Origin of the sequence: Microvirga sp. M2 (assembly GCF_047497095.1) — a bacterium.
Classification (GTDB): Bacteria; Pseudomonadota; Alphaproteobacteria; order Rhizobiales; family Beijerinckiaceae; genus Microvirga.
The window spans coordinates 2,808,613-2,825,661 of record NZ_CP134063.1 but is presented as its reverse complement, the minus strand read 5'-3'; the positions used below and the strand labels follow the sequence as shown (position 1 = coordinate 2,825,661).

At 66.8% G+C, this 17,049-nt stretch carries 16 protein-coding genes; 9 read left to right on the top strand and 7 right to left on the bottom strand.

Annotated features, from left to right (window positions below):
- Nucleotides 1-201 precede the first annotated feature (201 nt).
- Entirely contained in the window at nt 202-390 is a 189-nt protein-coding gene (locus RE429_RS13340; protein WP_414471242.1) for a hypothetical protein, read from the top strand.
- Here the strand turns inward: RE429_RS13340 and RE429_RS13335 are convergent.
- The 3 genes from RE429_RS13335 to RE429_RS13325 all read right to left on the bottom strand — a co-directional run bounded on the left by RE429_RS13335 (nt 387) and on the right by RE429_RS13325 (nt 5,419).
- Nucleotides 387-887, bottom strand: coding sequence for an MgtC/SapB family protein (locus tag RE429_RS13335; RefSeq protein WP_414471241.1), 501 nt, complete (start codon nt 885-887; stop codon nt 387-389). The genes RE429_RS13340 and RE429_RS13335 overlap by 4 nt on opposite strands.
- A 5-nt stretch (nt 888-892) precedes the next feature.
- On the bottom strand, nt 893-3,643 hold the full coding sequence (topA, locus tag RE429_RS13330) for a type I DNA topoisomerase (protein WP_414471240.1): 2,751 nt from the start codon (nt 3,641-3,643) through the stop codon (nt 893-895).
- 138 nt (nt 3,644-3,781) lie between these two features.
- On the bottom strand, nt 3,782-5,419 hold the full coding sequence (locus RE429_RS13325) for an isovaleryl-CoA dehydrogenase (RefSeq protein ID WP_414471239.1): 1,638 nt from the start codon (nt 5,417-5,419) through the stop codon (nt 3,782-3,784).
- Between the two features lie 255 nt (nt 5,420-5,674).
- Here RE429_RS13325 and RE429_RS13320 point away from each other — a divergent pair, with 255 nt between their 5' ends.
- The 5 genes from RE429_RS13320 (at nt 5,675) to dprA (ending at nt 11,577) form a co-directional block, all read left to right on the top strand.
- Complete coding sequence (locus tag RE429_RS13320) at nt 5,675-7,264, top strand: M10 family metallopeptidase C-terminal domain-containing protein (RefSeq protein WP_414471238.1); 1,590 nt, start codon at nt 5,675-5,677, stop codon at nt 7,262-7,264.
- A 259-nt stretch (nt 7,265-7,523) separates the two neighbouring features.
- Nucleotides 7,524-8,471 carry an aspartate carbamoyltransferase catalytic subunit gene (locus RE429_RS13315; RefSeq protein ID WP_414471237.1) on the top strand — a complete coding sequence of 316 codons (948 nt, stop codon included), beginning with the start codon at nt 7,524-7,526 and terminating at the stop codon, nt 8,469-8,471.
- Nucleotides 8,472-8,479: 8 nt separating this feature from the next.
- Nucleotides 8,480-9,772, top strand: a complete 1,293-nt coding sequence (locus RE429_RS13310; protein ID WP_414471236.1) for a dihydroorotase — start codon at nt 8,480-8,482, stop codon at nt 9,770-9,772.
- A gap of 10 nt (nt 9,773-9,782) precedes the next feature.
- Complete coding sequence (gene plsY / locus RE429_RS13305; RefSeq protein ID WP_414471235.1) at nt 9,783-10,385, top strand: glycerol-3-phosphate 1-O-acyltransferase PlsY; 603 nt, start codon at nt 9,783-9,785, stop codon at nt 10,383-10,385.
- A 4-nt stretch (nt 10,386-10,389) separates the two neighbouring features.
- Entirely contained in the window at nt 10,390-11,577 is a 1,188-nt protein-coding gene (dprA, locus tag RE429_RS13300) for a DNA-processing protein DprA (RefSeq protein WP_414471234.1), read from the top strand.
- Nucleotides 11,578-11,635: 58 nt separating this feature from the next.
- Here the strand turns inward: dprA and RE429_RS13295 are convergent, their stop codons facing one another.
- Nucleotides 11,636-11,845, bottom strand: a complete 210-nt coding sequence (locus RE429_RS13295) for a hypothetical protein (RefSeq protein ID WP_414471233.1) — start codon at nt 11,843-11,845, stop codon at nt 11,636-11,638.
- A gap of 470 nt (nt 11,846-12,315) precedes the next feature.
- On the opposite strand from RE429_RS13295, the gene RE429_RS13290 reads away from it, so the two are divergent.
- Nucleotides 12,316-12,528 carry a hypothetical protein gene (locus RE429_RS13290; protein WP_414471232.1) on the top strand — a complete coding sequence of 71 codons (213 nt, stop codon included), beginning with the start codon at nt 12,316-12,318 and terminating at the stop codon, nt 12,526-12,528.
- A gap of 129 nt (nt 12,529-12,657) precedes the next feature.
- On the opposite strand, the gene RE429_RS13285 is transcribed toward RE429_RS13290, so the two are convergent.
- On the bottom strand, nt 12,658-13,584 hold the full coding sequence (locus tag RE429_RS13285; protein WP_414471231.1) for an AEC family transporter: 927 nt from the start codon (nt 13,582-13,584) through the stop codon (nt 12,658-12,660).
- A gap of 157 nt (nt 13,585-13,741) precedes the next feature.
- Between RE429_RS13285 and arfB the strand changes: the two genes are divergently transcribed.
- Entirely contained in the window at nt 13,742-14,164 is a 423-nt protein-coding gene (gene arfB / locus RE429_RS13280) for an alternative ribosome rescue aminoacyl-tRNA hydrolase ArfB (RefSeq protein ID WP_414471230.1), read from the top strand.
- Between the two features lie 2 nt (nt 14,165-14,166).
- Here the strand turns inward: arfB and RE429_RS13275 are convergent, their stop codons facing one another.
- Both RE429_RS13275 and epmA read right to left on the bottom strand, forming a co-directional pair.
- Nucleotides 14,167-15,210: a lysine-2,3-aminomutase-like protein gene (locus RE429_RS13275; RefSeq protein ID WP_414471229.1), complete on the bottom strand. Its 1,044-nt coding sequence runs from the start codon at nt 15,208-15,210 to the stop codon at nt 14,167-14,169.
- Nucleotides 15,207-16,271 (bottom strand): EF-P lysine aminoacylase EpmA, encoded by a 1,065-nt coding sequence (gene epmA / locus RE429_RS13270; protein WP_414471228.1) that lies wholly within the window; start codon nt 16,269-16,271, stop codon nt 15,207-15,209. Before epmA ends, RE429_RS13275 begins: the two co-directional genes overlap by 4 nt.
- A gap of 142 nt (nt 16,272-16,413) precedes the next feature.
- Here epmA and efp point away from each other — a divergent pair, with 142 nt between their 5' ends.
- Nucleotides 16,414-16,980, top strand: coding sequence for an elongation factor P (gene efp / locus RE429_RS13265; protein ID WP_414471227.1), 567 nt, complete (start codon nt 16,414-16,416; stop codon nt 16,978-16,980).
- Nucleotides 16,981-17,049: the final 69 nt, after the last annotated feature.

Below are 17,049 nucleotides of genomic sequence, written 5' to 3'. Positions count from 1 at the left end.
ATTCCGTTTTTATACGAGAACAAAACAGAAACGGGAAGGCGGTATAGGGTCACAAGCCACAAAAACTGCGTCTTGGGAACCCGTGTTCGGGCAGTATCGCGGCTGCCCCTAAAGGATGTCTTTCACCTGTCATCAGGAACTGTTTAGTTACCATTCACGTTGGCTGGATAAGCATGGGCTTAACGGAGAACGAGGGCGGCGATGCGCACGACGATCGGATCGGCACGGCAACTTCACCTGGACCGCGCGGCGCGCACTGCCGGAGAAGCCTTCGCCTTCGACGAGCCCGACACCACGCCTGCCGCGAAGAGCGGTTCTCTCGGCCCGAGCCTGCTGTGGCTCTCGATCGCGGCCTTCGCCGTTCTGGGCCTGGGCTACGCCTTCAACTAACCATCGTCCCGTACGGTTTCCTCGTCGCCCCTGAACAGGCGCGTGAGCCAGTTCTCGAGAGGTTTGCCGAGAATCAGGACGATCAGGGTCATCACCGTTCCGGCAAAGGTAAGGAACCAGGCGCCGAGGCCGGCGGTCACGCCGAGGGCCGCCGCGATCCAGACCGTGGACGCGGTGGTGAGGCCCCGAACCTCCGTGCCTTCCCGGGCCTTGATGATCGCGCCGGCGCCGAGGAAGCCGAGGCCCGTCAGGATCCCCTGAACGACGCGGCTCACGGCATTCTCCCCATAGTTCAGTCCCTCATAGACGGATCCTGAGAGAATCACGGTGGCGGAGCCCAGCGCCACGAGGCCGAGCGTCCGCATGCCGATGGGCTTGTTGCGGATGTCCCGGTTGATCCCCACGGCCATTCCCGCGATCGCCGCCACGCACAGGCGCAGCAAAATCTCGACCTTGTCGGAATGACCTACGAGGAGCCAGGACACCCACTCGCTCATGGCATTCAACCGCCTTCTGCAACCTTCTTCGCCGCTGCCTTCTTGGCTGCGGGTTTCTTCGCAGCCGTCTTCTTTACCGCCGTCTTCTTTACCGCTGCCTTGGCCGGGGCTTTCTTGGCCGCCGCTTTCTTGGCCGCCGCTTTCTTGGCGGGAGCCTTCTTCGCGACGGCGGCCTTCTTGGCGGGCGCCTTGCGGCCGCGGGCGGACTTCTTGGAAGGGCCTGCCGCCCGGCGGGCCTTCAGCAGCTCGACGGCCTCGTCCAGCGTCACCGCTTCCGCCGCCATCGTGCGCGGCAGGGTGGCGTTGGTCTCGCCGTCGGTGACGTAGGGACCGTAGCGCCCGGCCTTCACCACGATGGGCTTGCCCGATTCGGGATCGTCGCCCAGCGGGCGGCCCGGGTCGGCGGCGCGGCGGGCGTTGCCGCCACCGCTTTCCTTCGTGACGATCAGGTCGATGGCGCGATTGGCCCCGATCTCCAGCACGTCGTCGCCAGGGCCCAGATTGGCGTAGGTCTTCCCATGCTGCACGTAGGGCCCGTAGCGGCCGATGCTCGCCAGGATCGGCTCGCCCGATTCCGGGTGCGTCGCCACGTGACGGGGCAGCGAGAGCAGCTTGAGGGCCTTTTCCAGATCCACCTGCGAGGGAGCCAGGCCCTTCGGCAGGGAGGAGCGCTTGGGTTTCTCGCCCTCGCCCTCGCTTTCGCCGAGCTGCACGAAGGGGCCGAAACGGCCGTCGCGCAGGGTCACCTGTTGTCCGGTCTCCGGATCCTCGCCCAGAACCTTCACGCCGGGCTGGCCGCCGTTCTCGGACGAGCCTTCCCCGTCGCCGTCGATGCCGGAGGCGGCGAGCTGGCGGGTGTACTTGCATTCGGGGTAGTTCGAGCAGCCGATGAAGGCGCCGAACTTGCCGAGCTTGAGGGAGAGCTGGCCCGTGCCGCAGGTCGGGCAGGTGCGCGGGTTCGATCCGTCGCCCTTGTCCGGGAAGATGTGGGGCCCGAGCAGCTCGTTGAGCGCGTCCAGCACCTCCGCGGTGCGAAGCTCCTTCGTCTCGCCGATGGCGGCCGAGAAGTCGCCCCAGAAGTCGCGCATCACCTGCTTCCAGTCGATCTCGTTGTTCGAGACCCGGTCGAGCTGCTCCTCCAGGTCCGCCGTGAAGTCGTATTCCACGTAGCGGCGGAAGAAGCTCTCCAGGAAGGCGGTGACGATGCGGCCCTTGTCCTCGGGAACGAGGCGCTTCTTCTCGATCTTCACATATTCGCGGTCGCGCAGGGTCTGGAGCACGGCGGCATAGGTGGAGGGACGGCCGATGCCGAGCTCCTCCATGCGCTTCACGAGCGAGGCCTCCGAATAGCGCGGCGGCGGCTCGGTGAAGTGCTGGCTCGCGTTGATCCGGCGGCGCTCCAGCGGGTCGCTCGCCTTCATGGGCGGCAGGCGGCCCTCATCCTCGTCCGCCTCGTCGTCCTTGCTCTCGTTGTAGAGCGTGAGGAAGCCGTCGAACTTCACGACCTGACCCGTCGCGCGCAGATCGATCTTGCGCGGGCCGACCTGAGCGGCGATCTCGGCGGTGGTGCGTTCCAGCTCGGCCGATTCCATCTGGCTCGCCACGGTGCGGGTCCAGATGAGGTCGTAGAGGCGGGCCTGTTCGGGCTCCAGGTACTTCGCCACGGCTTTCGGCAGGCGGCTCATATCCGTCGGGCGGATGGCCTCGTGCGCTTCCTGCGCGTTCTTGGCCTTGGTGGAATATTTGCGCGGAACGGCCGGCACGTAGCGGTCGCCGTATTCCCTGCCGATCACCTGCCGGGCGGAGTGCACGGCTTCTGGGGCCATGTCGACGCCGTCCGTACGCATATAGGTGATGAGGCCCACCGTCTCGCCGCCGATATCGACGCCCTCGTAGAGGCGCTGCGCGATGCGCATGGTCTGCGCCGGCGCAAGGCCGAGCTTGCGCGAGGCCTCCTGTTGCAGGGTCGAGGTGGTGAACGGCGGATAGGGATGGCGCTTGGCGGGCTTGGCCTCGACATTCGCCACCGAGAAGGTCGCCAGCTCGAGATCCTTCTTGAAGGCCTCGGCGTCCTTGCCGTTGCCGATGTCGAGACGCTGGATCTTCTTGCCGTCGGCCCCGACGAGGCGCGCGTCGAACACCGCGCCGTCCTTCGTCGCGAGCGTGGCGATCAGCGACCAGTATTCGCGCGGCCTGAAGGTCTCGATCTCCAGCTCGCGGTCGCAGACGAGGCGGAGCGCCACCGACTGCACACGTCCGGCCGAGCGCGCTCCGGGAAGCTTGCGCCAGAGGACGGGCGACAGGGTGAAGCCCACGAGATAGTCGAGGGCGCGGCGGGCCATGTAGGCGTCCACCAGCGCCTGATCGATCTCGCGCGGCTGACGGAGCGCCGTCTCCACGGCGTCCTTGGTGATGGCGTTGAAGGTCACGCGCTCGACCGGCAGGTCCTTGAGGGCGCGCTTCTCGCGCAGAGCTTCGACCACGTGCCAGGAAATCGCCTCGCCCTCGCGGTCCGGGTCGGTGGCGAGAATGAGCTTCTCGGCGCCCTTGATCGCCTTCGCGATTTCGGAGACCCGCTTCGAGCCCTTGTCCTCGAGCGTCCAGATCATGCGGAAATCGGCATCCGGGTCGACCGAACCGTCCTTGGCGGGCAGATCGCGGATATGCCCGAAGGAGGCCAGGACCTCGTAATCCTTGCCGAGATATTTGTTGATCGTCTTGGCCTTTGCAGGCGACTCGACGACGACGACTTTCATGGGCGACTTCCCGTAGATGGCCGCGAGCGGATGCTCAAACTTCTGGTGACCGGAGGCTGCGGTCGGTTCTGACCGTCAGAGGCGCGATAAGTGGTTGATGATTGAAGACAAGTCAAATCGGCCGTTTTCCGTCCACCGTTATTTGGTGACGAAAGCCCGCTCCAGCAAGGGTTCGACGGCTCCCCCCAGCTCGTTCGCCCCGATGATCCGGGCCGGCCGCGCCAGCCGGGTGAGGGCATAGGATTCCACCACGGAGGGCGGAGCGGAGCGGGCCAGGGCCCCGGCGGCCGCGAGGGAGAAGAGACGCTCGGCGACGAATCTGGCCTTGGCCTCCGCGTCCGGCGATTGCAGGGCCAGGACGATGTCCCGGGCCGCCTCGGAGGCACCCGGCAGGTCTCCCGCATCGGCCATGAGCCGCTCCAGCACGGCGGCCGCGAGCTCCGGGTCGCGCCCCTCGGCGCGCAGGAGATCGAGGGCGATCACGTTGCCCGAGCCTTCCCAGATCGCGTTGACCGGGGCCTCCCGGTAGAGGCGGGGCAGGGGGCTCTCCTCCACGTAGCCGTTGCCGCCCAGGCTCTCCATGGCCTCGTAGAGGAGCCTGGGCGCGGCCTTGCAGATGCCGAACTTGGCGGCGGGCGTCACGAGGCGGGCATAGGCCGCCTCGTGCTCGTCCCGGGCGGCGAGATCGAAGCTGTGGGCCGTGCGCAGGGCGAGCGCCGTCATGGCCTCGTTGTCCAGGGCGAGATCGGCGAGCACCATTCGCATGGCGGGCTGGTCGATGAGCTTCTTCTGGAAGACGGTGCGATGGCGGGCGTGATGCATGGCCAGGGTCAGGCCCATGCGCACGAGCCCGGCGGACGCGACCGCGCAATCGAGTCGCGTGAGCTGCACCATGGAGATGATGGTGCGCACGCCCGCTCCCTCCTCGCCGATGCGCCAGCCGAACGCGTTCACGAACTCGACCTCGGAGGAGGCGTTGGAGCGGTTGCCGAGCTTGTCCTTCAGCCGCTGAAGGCGAAGCCCGTTCAGGGAGCCGTCGGGCCGAAAGCGCGGCAGGAGAAAGCACGTGAGGCCGCCCGGCGCCTGGGCCAGCACCAGAAAGGCGTCGCACATGGGCGCGGACATGAACCATTTATGCCCGGTCAGCGCATATTCGTCGCCGGCGGTCGGGACGGCTCGGGTGGTGTTGGCGCGCACATCCGTTCCGCCCTGCTTCTCGGTCATGCCCATGCCGAGGGTGACGGAACTCTTCTCCCAGAAGGGGATGAAGCGGGAATCGTAGTCCCGGGAGCGGATCCGCGGCCGCCACTCGTTCAGCCGGGCGGGCGCGGCGGCGAGCGCCGCTACCGCGGCATGGGTCATGGTGATCGGGCAGACATGGCCGCTTTCGACCCCGGCCACGGTGTAGATCCTGGCCGCCCGGGCCGCATGCGCGTGATCCGATCGCGGCTCGTCCCAGGTCGAGGAATGAAGCCCGTCCGCCATGCTCGCCCGCATGAGGGCGTGATAGGCCGGGTGGAATTCCACCGCGTCGATCCGGTAGCCTCGCGCATCGTGCGTCCGCAGTTTCGGCGGGTTCTCGTTGGCGAGCCGTCCGAGGTCGAGCCGCTCGGCGCTGCCCCAGGCCTCGCCGAAGGCGCTGAGTCCTTCGGCCTCGCAATCGACCCCGTTGCCTGCGAGGGCGTCCAGCAGGGGGCGGTCTCCCGCGATCAGGCTCGCATCGCCGAAGGGGGGCGTCTGGTTGAAGATCTCATGAGGGTCGAGAGATTGCGGCACGGCAGCGGTCTCCGAAAGCGCCTTTCTATTCTAGGGCGGCCGTGAAGGGCCGGCACCCGCCGCCTGAACGCGGCGGCACTCTCCGTCCCGGCGGGCGGGGCGGTCCGCGGGACTTTCTTCCGCCTCGTGCTCTCCCGCACAGAAGATCGCGAAACGAAATACTATACCTTTAAAGAGTAGACCGGGGAATCTCCATGCCTTACGCGGACGACGAGTTTCCCTTGTCTCGTGAGCGAATCCGGGAAGGAGTTGACAATGGCGGACCCCATCGTTCTGACGATCGCCGAAGCCCTCGTGCGTATCGACCATCAGGCCCCGATCATCGTGTCGGATCAGGGCATCAATTTCCAGAATCTGACGACGAAAGACATCGGTACATTGGCCGCGAACGGGGCCATCAGCTTTTCGGCCTGGTCCCCTTTCAATTGGAACTGGGAGAAGGCTGCCGCCCTGCTGCAGACGAACATCTCCTTCAATCCGAACGGCGGCGGCGGCACGCTGAGCGAAACGGCCGCCTTCATCTCCGGCATGAGCGTCGGACAGATCATCATGCTGGGATCCAGAGGCTTCAAAAGCCTCGATGCGGGATCCACCGGCACGATCGTCTTCTCCGTCGAGCAGCTCAGGGCCTCGGCCAATCTCAACGTCATCCATCAGGGGATCACCAGCGGCAATACGGTGGCTCTCCTGGACACGAGAGACAATCTCGGCCTGCTGACCCCGGCCGAGTTCGCCGCTCTGAAATCGCAATGCGTCAAGCTCATCGACGTCAAGGACGGCGAGATCGGGATCTCCTTCTCGAGGCTCCGGCAGCTCGATCCGTCGATCAAGTTCGCGACGGACGACAAGGTGTCGGCGACCGGCTCCAGCACCGAACTGGCCGATCTTTCGGACGTTCAGTTCGCGGCCCTCAGGGCGCAGGGCGTCGACTTCCTGGATGCCTCCAATCCGGTCACCCTCAGCCATCATCAGGCCTGGAGCCTGACGCAGTTCGGCCTGCCCTACGTCGCGGACGACAAAGTGACCGTTCTTGGTGCGATCGGCGACTTCACGGCGGCCGAGCTGGCGGCGCTCGGCGCGAAGGGCGCGGACGTGCTGGACGCGGACCAGGACAATGACCTCGACGCCACCGTGCTCACCTCGGCGAAAGCCGCGGCCGTTGCGGGAACCCGCATGGTCTTCGCCGCGGACGATACCGTGACCATCGCCGACAGCGGCGCGAATCTCGCCAGGCTCACGGCAGCTCAATTCGCAAAGCTCGCGGCAGGCGGCGTCGACATGCTGGACTCGACGACGAATTCCATCGCTCTCACCTCCGCCCAATACGCGGCGCTCGGATCCATCCGGTTCGCGGCGGGCGATCATGTCACGATCGGCTGGACGGGAAGCGCGGGGGCCAATTCCGTCGCGGGCAGCCGGTACGATGACACCATGAAAGGGCTTGCCGGCAACGATACCCTCAAGGGCGGGTCCGGTAACGACACGATCTATGGCGGTTCCGGCAACGACACGCTCTATGGCGGCTCGGGGCAGGACGTCTTCGTGTTCGACAAGGCTCCGAGCACCCAATCCAACAAGGACCGGATCGCCGACTGGAACAGGACCGACGACACGATCCAGCTGGAGAACGGCGTGTTCACGGCGCTGAAGAAGACCGGTGCGCTCGCCTCGGGCTTCTTCAGGCTCGGCGCCGCCGCCAAGGACGGGGACGACCACATCGGCTACAACAAGGCGACCGGCGACCTGTGGTACGATTCGAACGGCAGCAAGGCCGGAGGGCAGGTGGTGTTCGCCAATATCGGCAAGGACAAGCCCATCACCCACAACGACTTCATCGTCACCTGATGCCAGACCGCGCCTGCGACCCGGACCCTGGCGGGGAGCCGCCGGGGCTTTGCCGTCCGACCATTCCGGGAGCATGTGCGGGAAGACGGTCGAGGTTCCGGCGTACCCCTCCGGGGCGGCCGTTGGACCCACGCGGTGTGCGGCCCGGGACAATCGCGCGCAGGACCCTGTGCGAAGATACCCTGAGGTCCGAAGTCACCCTGAGGTCCAATGTCGGCTTGTCGCCTCCGCCGACTTCCCCTATAGCCCATCGCTTAACATGAGCGACACCTCCCGAACCGTTTTTCCTCACCGGCATCTCCTCGGAATCGAGGGGCTGTCTCCTTTGGACATACAGGCGCTGCTCGATCTGGCCGACGATCAGGTCGAGGTGAGCCGGCAGATCGAGAAGCGGAAAACGTCCCTTCGTGGACGGACGCAGATCAATCTCTTCTTCGAGCCCTCGACCCGCACGCAATCGTCCTTCGAGATCGCGGGCAAGCGCCTGGGCGCCGACGTGCTCAACATGGCGGTGGCTTCCTCCTCGGTGAAGAAGGGCGAGACCCTGATCGACACCGCCGCGACCCTCAACGCCATGCGCCCCGACATCATCGTCGTGCGCCATCACGCGGCCGGCGCGGTCCATCTCCTGGCCCGGAAGGTCGATTGCGCGGTCGTGAACGCGGGCGACGGCGCGCACGAGCATCCGACCCAGGCGCTTCTCGACGCCCTGACCATCCGCCGCAACAAGGGACGGATCGAGGGCCTGACGGTCGCGATCTGCGGCGACATCCTGCATTCCCGCGTGGCGCGCTCGAACATGATCCTGCTCGCCGCCATGGGGGCGCAGGTGCGCCTCGTCGCGCCCACGAATCTCCTTCCGCCCGGCATCGAGCGGCTCGGCTTCCCGACCTACACCGACATGCGCAAAGGGCTGGAAGGCGCCGATATCGTGATGATGCTGCGCCTCCAGCGGGAGCGCATGAACGGCTCCTTCGTGCCCTCCGTAAAGGAATACTTCCGCTTTTACGGTCTCGACCAGGAGAAGCTCTCCTACGCCAGGCCGGACGCGCTCGTGATGCATCCGGGCCCCATGAACAGGGGCGTGGAGATTTCCTCCGACGTGGCGGACGGCGCGCAGTCGCTGATCCGCGAGCAGGTCGAGATGGGCGTGGCCGTCCGCATGGCGGTGCTCGAGGCTCTCGCGAGCCATTTGCCGAACGGGTGAGACGCGCGATGAGCCTGAAACCACTTCTCTTCAAGAACGCACGCCTCGTCGATCCCGATACCGGGCGCGAGGAGGCGGGCGGTCTCCTGGTCCGCGACGGCGTGATCCGGGATCTCGGGCCGCAGCTGACCCAGGCCGCCGATGCCGATGTGATCGATTGCGCCGGCCAGGTGCTGAGCCCTGGGCTCATCGACATGCGCGCCTTCATCGGCGAGCCGGGCGGGCCCTATCGCGAAACGCTGAAAAGCGCGGGCGAGGCGGCGGCCGCCGGCGGCGTGACGACCGTGGTGTCCATGCCGGATACGAGCCCGGTTCTCGACGATCCGGCGGTGATCGACTTCATCGTGCGCCGGGCGCGCGATACGTCCGTCGTGAACATCCTGCCGGCCGCGGCCCTCACCAAGGGCCTCATGGGCGAGGAGATGGCGGAGATCGGGCGCCTCAAGGAGGCGGGGGCGATCGCCTTCACGGACGGTGCGCGCTCCGTCACCAACGCACAGGTCATGCGCCGCGCGCTGACCTATGCCCGCGATTTCGACGCGCTGGTCGTCCATCACGTGGAAGACCCGGATCTCGTCGGCCAGGGGGTGATGAACGAGGGCGAGTTCTCCGCCCGCCTCGGGCTTCCGGGCATTCCCCGCGAGGCCGAGACCATCATGCTGGAGCGCGACATGCGCCTCGTGCGCCTCACCGGGGCGCGCTACCACGCGGCCATGATCTCGACCGCCGATTCGGCCGAGATCGTCCGCGCCGCGAAGGCGAGGGGCTTGCCGGTGACCTGCGGCGTCTCGATCAATCATCTCTCGCTCAACGAGAACGACATCGGGGATTACCGCACCTTCCTGAAGCTCTCGCCGCCCTTGAGGAGCGAGGACGACCGGCAGGCGATGATCGAGGCCCTGGCCGAGGGGACCGTCGACGTGATCGTCTCGGACCATAATCCACAGGATGTGGAGAACAAGCGCCTGCCCTTCGCAGAGGCCGCGAACGGGGCCGTCGGGCTCGAAACGCTGCTCTCGGCGGCGCTCCGCCTCGTCCATTCGGACCGCATTTCGCTGCCGAAGCTTCTGCGCGCGATGACCTCGAAACCCGCGGAAATCCTGGGGTTGCCGGCCGGGCGGCTGAAGATCGGGGCTCCCGCCGACCTCATCCTGTTCGACCCGGAGGCGCCCTACGTACTCGACAAGCGCGATCTGAAGTCCCTGTCCAAGAACTCGCCATTCGACGAGGCCCGTCTGGAAGGACAGGTGACGATCACGATGGTTGCGGGCAGGATCGTGTTCGACCGCCGCCCAACGTGACGAGACCCGAATGTCCGACGAAGTGAACATGCTGTACCTGCTCGGAGCCCTGGTCTTCGGCTATCTCCTGGGCTCGATCCCGTTCGGGGTGATCTTCACCCGCATGGCGGGGCTGGGCGACATCCGCAAGGTCGGCTCGGGCAATATCGGCGCGACCAACGTCCTGCGCACCGGCCGGAAGGGGCTTGCCGCCGCGACCCTTCTGGGCGACGCCCTCAAAGGCACGGCCGCCGTGCTGATCGCGGCCCGATGGGGCGAGCATGCGGCAAGCGTGGCCGCGCTCGGGGCCTTTCTGGGCCATCTCTTCCCGGTCTGGCTCGGCTTCAAGGGCGGCAAGGGTGTGGCCACCTTCATCGGCGTTCTGATCGGCCTCAACTGGATCGCCGCGCTGATCTTCGCGGCGATCTGGCTGGGGGTGGCCTTCGCGTCGCGCTATTCGTCCCTCTCGGCCCTCGTCGCCAGCGCCGCGACCCCGATCGCCCTGTGGCTTCTGGGCCAGCCCGCGCTCGCCGGCATGGTGGTGATCCTCGCGGCGCTTCTGTGGTGGAAGCACAGCGCGAACATCACCCGGCTCCTTGCCGGAACGGAAGGCAAGATCGGTCAGAAGGGCTGAAGCCGTGGAGCTGACGGACGAGCAGCGCCTCGACTGGCTCCGGCTCATCCGGTCGGAGAGTGTGGGACCGCGAACGTTCCGCGCCCTGATCAACAAATTCGGCGGCGCATCCGCAGCTCTCGAGGCCCTGCCCGATCTCGCGCGGCGCGGCGGGCGGCCTTCCCTGAAGGTGACGAGCCGTGCGGTGGCCGAGAAGGAAATGGCCGCCGCCACGCGCCTCGGCGTGCGCTTCGTCGCCATGGGCGAGCGGGACTTCCCGAAGACCCTGCAGGCCATCGATACCGCGCCGCCGCTGATCGGCGTGCGCGGCTCCACGGACGTGCTCGCGCGGCCAGCCGTCGGCATGGTCGGCTCGCGCAATGCTTCCGCCTCGGGGCTCACCTTCACCGAGCGCCTGTCCCGACAGCTGGGCGAAGCCGGCTACGTGGTCGTCTCGGGCCTTGCGCGCGGCGTCGATACGCGGGCGCATCGGGCGACGCTTCAGACCGGCACGGTGGCGGTGCTCGCGGGCGGGCAGGACAAGGTCTATCCGTCCGAGAACGAGCCGCTCCTGCGCGCCATCGTCGAGCAGGGCGGGGCCGTGGTCTCCGAAATGCCGATGGGATGGGAGCCGCGCGGGCGCGATTTTCCGCGCCGCAACCGAATCATCTCCGGCCTCTCCTACGGGGTCGTGATCGTCGAGGCGGCGCGCCGCTCCGGCTCTCTGATCACCGCCCGGTTCGCCCTGGAGCAGGGACGGGAGGTCTTCGCCGTGCCGGGATCTCCCCTCGACCCTCGCGCCGAGGGAACGAATGACCTCATCCGGGACGGGGCCACCCTCTGCGCCTCCGTCGAGCACGTCACGAGCGTGCTCGAACCGCTGATCGCCTCAGGGCCCCGCGCGGAGCCCGGCGCGGAAGAGCCGCATCACCCCCTGGATACCGAGGAATTGTGGGACGAGCTCGATCTGCCGGACGTTCCCCGGGCGCCGAAAGGCTCCGTCTCGCCTGCCCCCGGGATCGAGGAGGGCGGGACGGATGCCGCCCTCGGTCTCATCGCGCTCCTCGGCCCTTCGCCGGTCGCCGTCGACGATCTGGTGCGTCAGTCCGGGCTTCCGATCCGGACCGTCCAGATGATCCTGCTCGAACTCGAAATCGCGGGACGGCTGGAGCGCCATGGCGGCAACGCAGTCTCGCTGACCCAGGACCCCTGACCCAGGACCCCTGACCCAGGACCCCTGACCCAGGACCCCTGATCCTTGACCCCCTGAGCTACCGTTTCCGGGCATCGGCCTGCACGGCCCGCGCCGCTTCGAGCCTTGCCATGTCCAGGAGGTAGGCCAGCAGATCGAGACGTTCCCGCCGCGCGAGGTAGGACAACTCAGCGGTGAATTCCGCGATGTAGCGCGCCGTCTCGGCCGCGCCTTTGGCGTCCCGGCCAGCGACGGAGATGCCGCCCGCGAACTCTTCGTTCTGGCGCAAAGAATCCTGGCGCAAAGAATCCTGGCGCAAAGAGTCCCGGGGCAAGGAGTCCTGGGGCAAGGAGTCCTGGGGCAAGGAGTCCTGGGGCAAGGGAGCGGGAAGGCCGGAGATTGGAGCTTTGGTCATCTGGATGCGGCTGTGCTTCTGTTTCACAGGACGCTCATTATCAATGCAACCGTAAATGAAACAAGTGATCTTTATGTAATCATAGGTTGTGTTTCTCGCCGCAGGGATCAACCCAGAAGAGAATCCGGCAGGGCAGGGACCGCAATGCCGACAGGGCTTGCCCAAATCCGGAGAGCCAGGATCTCCGCCCCGGGCGCCAGCCCCATCCAAAAAGGCCCGGGACCAGAGCGTCGAACGCAAAGCGGGGACCGTTACTAGGCCGTACGGCCTAGGCCGTAGGGCATAAGGAAATAAACGTTGCGATAGGAGTTTAATACCCGAAGAGGCACTTCGGAGGAGCCGTGATGGGTCTGGACCAGCAAATCGAACATGTGGCTCGCGCATTTTTCGGCGTCGAGAACGATGAGCAAACCTGGGATCGGGCGCCGGAAGACGTCAAGGACGAGTTCCGCAGCCTTGCAACCGACGCGATCGTCATGGTCTCCGCCGGCCGTGAGGGCAGCATCCATCCTTCATCGACGGAAGGCGCAGGGGCCCGGGAGATGGTCTCTGCCTGACATCGACCTGTGCGCAAGTTTAAGCCCTGCCGGCTCGGGCCGGCGGGGTGTTTTCGTTTTTGGGGAACGATCAGGAAACGACGCGGGGGCTTTTGTCGGGACGGCGGGTCCCGACAAAAGCCCCCGTCCTCAGCCCAGGATCCCGATCAAAATCGGCATGGAAATCATGGCGATAAGGGTTTGCAGGGTCAGGATCTCGGCCATGAGCGGCGCGTTCCCGCCCATCTGGCGCGCCAGCACGTAACCGGCCGCGGCGGTCGGAACGGAGGCTGCGATGATCGTGACGAGCAGGTCGTTGCCGCCGATCCCCGCGTAATGGGCGAGAATTACCGCGACGAGCGGCATGAGAAGCAGCTTGCAGGCCGATGCCAGGGCATGCGGAAGGCCGGGCTTGGCAAGGCGGCGAAGGTCGAGCCCCGCTCCGACGATCAGCAGGCCTGCCGCCAGCGAGGCCCGCCCCATCAGGTCGATATAGGAGACGATGGGCTTCGGCAGCGGCGGAGCGAGAAGGTTGAGTGAAAGGCCGAGGGCGCAGGACCAGATGAAAGGGTTCGTGGCGAACGAGCGAAGGATGGCCTTGGGGCTCTGCCGCGGTCGGCCGGCGAAGCGGATGAACACGTAGAAGGCGAGGAGATTCAGGAGCGGCACCATGGCCGCGATGGCGACCGCGATCAGGGCGATCCCGCGCTCGCCGAACAGGCTGCCCGCAACGGCGATCGCCACGAACGTGTTCCAGCGCGTCGCTCCTTGGAACACCGAGGTGAAGCTCGGACCGTCGAGGGACGCATGGCGCTCGAGCACGGGCCTCAGGGCCAGCATGAGGCCCGCCATGAACAGGATGGCGCCGACGAGCGCTCCCCCGACGCCCAGGACCGGGACGGATGCGAGATCCGCCCGGGCCAGCGTATCGACGATGAGGGCGGGGAAAAAGATCACGTAGGTCGCGCGCTCCAGGCCGGACCATTGCTGGTCGTTCACGAAACCCGTGATGCGGCAGAGCCAGCCGGTTGCGATGATCAGGAAGGTCGGGATAAGGCTGGCGAAAACGGCGGACATGGGAGCGCTTGGAAGGCCGGGCCGGACTGGCTCGACAGCTGGACGATATGAGGCGCTTAAAGCTTATTCCCAAGCTCGACAAGGGCGGGATCTGCGCTCATTGGACAGGACCGACCCACGCCCCATTTCCTTTTCTTCCTGCCCCCGCGAGGACCGCATGATCCAGGTGACGAACAGCATCGCGCTCGATGAAGCCGAGCTTCAGGAGAGCTTCATCCGCGCGTCGGGCCCGGGCGGGCAGAACGTCAACAAGGTGGAAACCGCCGTGCAGCTGCGCTTCGACGTGCGCGGCTCGCCGTCCCTGCCGGAGGATGTGAAGGTTCGCCTGGAGCGGCTCGCCGGGAAGAGGCTGACGAATGAGGGCGTGCTGATCATCACGGCGCAGCGCTTCCGCATGCAGGAGCGTAACCGCGAGGATGCGGTGAACCGTCTGGTCGAGATGATCCGCCAGGCGACGGAGCGTCCGAAGCCGAGACGGCCCACGCGTCCGACCCTCGCATCCAAGAAGCGCAGGCTCGAGGCCAAGGGGCGGCGCTCCGACATCAAGAAGGGGCGAACCTCCAAGCCCGGCTACGACTGAGATCAGGATTCGGCCGGCGGATAGAGGTGCCGGCGGCCCCGGAAATCCGCTATCGTCTGGGACCCGTCCTCCTCGCCGACCGTGTCGGGGGCGATCGCGGCCTTCCCGTAGCCGCCCGGAATGTCGAGGACGTAGGTCGGCTGGCACAGCCCCGAGATGCGCCCGCGCAGACCGGCCACGAGCGCGCGGCCCTCGTCGAGAGACAGGCGGAAATGGGCCGTTCCGGGAGCGAGGTCGGGATGGTGCAGGTAATAGGGCTTGATGCGCGTCTCCACGAAGGCGCGCATGAGGGCGGCGAGCGTGTCCGGATCGTCGTTGACGCCCTTGAGCAGCACCGACTGGCTGAGCATGACGATGCCCGCATCCACGAGCCGGCCGCAGGCGGCGCGCGCGGCGGGCGTGAGCTCGCGCGGATGATTGGCATGGACCGCCACGTACACGGTCTTGCCGCTCGTCTTCAGGGCCGCGATCAGCGCCTCGTCGATCCGCTCCGGCTCGACCACCGGGACGCGGGTGTGCAGGCGCACGATCTTCACGTGCCCGATCGCGGAAAGGCGCTGCATCAGCGCCGACAGGCGCCGGGCCGAGAGCACCATCGGGTCGCCTCCCGTGAGAATCACCTCCCAGACCTCCGGATGCCCGGCGATATAGGCGAAGGCCCTGTCCAAGGCCTCCGGAGCGAGGGTGCCGAGACCCTGCGGCCCCACCATCTCCCGCCGGAAGCAAAAGCGGCAATAGACCGGGCATATATGCACGGCCTTCAGGAGCACGCGGTCGGGGTAACGGTGCACGATGCCCTCGACCGGCGAATGAGCGAGATCGCCGATGGGGTCCTCGCGCTCCTCCGGCGTCGTCGCGAGCTCGGCGGCATCGGGAACGAACTGACGTGCGATCGGGTCGTCCGGATCGGCCTTGTCGATCAGATCGGCCATGGCGGGGCTGATCGCGATGGCGTAGCGCTCGGCCACGCGGGCGATCCCGGGCACCTCCCCGGAGGCGATCAGTCCGGCCTCTTCCAGTTCGGCCGGGGTGCGAAGGGTGCTCAATGGTCTGTCTCCGGCACGGGAGCCCACATCACCTGGTCGATGCGCGAAGCCCCGGTGGCGAGCATGACGAGGCGGTCGAAGCCGAGCGCGATGCCGCTGGCTTCCGGCATCCCGCTCAGGGCCGCCAGGAAATCCTCGTCCAGGGGATAGCTTTCTCCGTAGACCCGCATCTTCTCCCGCATCTCCGCCTCGAACCGGCGGCGCTGCTCGTCCGGGTCGGTCAATTCGCCGAAGGCGTTCGCCAGCTCGACGCCGCAGGCATAGAGCTCGAACCGCTCGGCCACCCGCGGGTCGCGGGCCGTCGGCCGGGCGAGCGCCGCCTCGGCGACCGGGTATTCGTCGAGGATCGTGGCGCGGCCGAGGCCGAGATGCGGCTCGACCCGCTCCACGATGATGCGGCTGAAGAGGTCCGACCAGGTGTCGTCCTCCGCCACGCGTATGTCGGCGTCCCGGAGCCCCGCGGCCAGGCGGTCCCGGTCCGTCGCGCCGCTCCGGTCGATGGAGGCGAGGAGGTCGATTCCGGCGAAGCGCCGGAAGGCCTCGGCCACGCTCAGGCGTTCCGGCTCCTGGAAGGGATCGGCCTGTTTGCCCCTGTAGGCGAGGGCGCGGGTGCCCGCCGTCTCGGCGGCGAGCGCCAGCAGGGCCGCGCAATCCGCCATGAGGGTCTCGTAGCCTTCACCCGCCCGGTACCATTCGAGCATGGTGAATTCTGGATGATGAAGGGGGCCGCGCTCCCGGTTGCGGTAGACATGGGCGAAGCACGAAATCCGCGTCTCGCCCGCGGCCAGCAGCTTTTTGCAGGCGAATTCCGGAGAGGTGTGAAGGTAGAGGGGCGTGCTCGTCCCGCCATGCCCGACGGCCTCGGTGGCGAAGGCGTGGAGATGCGCCTCGTTGCCTGGGGAAACCTGAAGCGCAGCCGTGTCCACCTCCACGAAATCGCGGGCTCCGAAGAAGCCGCGGAACGCCGCCTGGATCCGGTTCCGCCCGAGGAGGAAAGGGCGGCGATCCGCATGGACATGGGGCGTCCACCAGGGGGAGGGGGCAGGCGTGGCGTTGTCCATCGGGAAAGACTTCCTCACACGTCAGGCTGGCGATTTTCGCCGAGATAGGCTAGTTGCGGCAGCGAAACCGAATTTCGGCGTCGCCGGGACTGGGCTGCTGGCCTCGCGACGCGCCTCCTATCTGTCACAAGGAACGCTTCCCGTGAAGGTCATCGCCTCTACGCTCCGCAAAGGCAATGTCGTCGACATCGACGGCAGGCTCTATGTCGTGCTCACCGCCCAGAACATCCACCCCGGCAAGGGCACGCCCGTCACCCAGCTCGACATGCGCCGCATCTCCGACGGCGTGAAGGTCTCCGAGCGCTACCGCACCACCGAGCAGGTCGAGCGCGCGTTCGTGGAGGATCGCGAGCACACCTATCTCTACGAGGACGGCGAAGGCTTCCACTTCATGAACCCGGAGACCTTCGAGCAGGTCGCGGTTCCCGAGGACATCATCGGCGATCTGAAGCCTTACCTTCAGGAAGGCATGGCCGTGATGCTCTCGACCCATAACGGCGTGCCGATCGCCATCGAGCTGCCCGCCCGCGTCACCCTCGAGATCGTCGAGACCGAGCCGGTGGTGAAGGGCCAGACGGCCTCCTCGTCCTACAAGCCCGCCATCCTGTCCAACGGCGTGCGCACCCTGGTGCCTCCGCACATCACGGCCGGCACCCGCGTCGTGATCATGACGGAAGACGGCTCCTACGTGGAGCGCGCGAAGGATTAAGGTTCCTTCCCTCCCCGTCATGCCCGCCTTGATCTGAGCGCGACGGGGGGCGCCGCGAATACACCTTGC

Excerpts from the sequence above, each read along its gene's own strand:
- RE429_RS13315 (WP_414471237.1), top strand. The coding sequence starts at position 7,524 with ATGAGCGACACCTCCCGAACCGTTTTTCCTCACCGGCATCTCCTCGGA.
- RE429_RS13335 (WP_414471241.1), bottom strand. The coding sequence starts at position 887 with ATGAGCGAGTGGGTGTCCTGGCTCCTCGTAGGTCATTCCGACAAGGTC.
- RE429_RS13320 (WP_414471238.1), top strand. The coding sequence starts at position 5,675 with ATGGCGGACCCCATCGTTCTGACGATCGCCGAAGCCCTCGTGCGTATC.
- epmA (WP_414471228.1), bottom strand. The coding sequence starts at position 16,271 with ATGGACAACGCCACGCCTGCCCCCTCCCCCTGGTGGACGCCCCATGTC.
- RE429_RS13340 (WP_414471242.1), top strand. The coding sequence starts at position 202 with ATGCGCACGACGATCGGATCGGCACGGCAACTTCACCTGGACCGCGCG.
- RE429_RS13310 (WP_414471236.1), top strand. The coding sequence starts at position 8,480 with ATGAGCCTGAAACCACTTCTCTTCAAGAACGCACGCCTCGTCGATCCC.
- arfB (WP_414471230.1), top strand. The coding sequence starts at position 13,742 with ATGATCCAGGTGACGAACAGCATCGCGCTCGATGAAGCCGAGCTTCAG.
- RE429_RS13285 (WP_414471231.1), bottom strand. The coding sequence starts at position 13,584 with ATGTCCGCCGTTTTCGCCAGCCTTATCCCGACCTTCCTGATCATCGCA.
- topA (WP_414471240.1), bottom strand. The coding sequence starts at position 3,643 with ATGAAAGTCGTCGTCGTCGAGTCGCCTGCAAAGGCCAAGACGATCAAC.
- plsY (WP_414471235.1), top strand. The coding sequence starts at position 9,783 with ATGTCCGACGAAGTGAACATGCTGTACCTGCTCGGAGCCCTGGTCTTC.
- RE429_RS13290 (WP_414471232.1), top strand. The coding sequence starts at position 12,316 with ATGGGTCTGGACCAGCAAATCGAACATGTGGCTCGCGCATTTTTCGGC.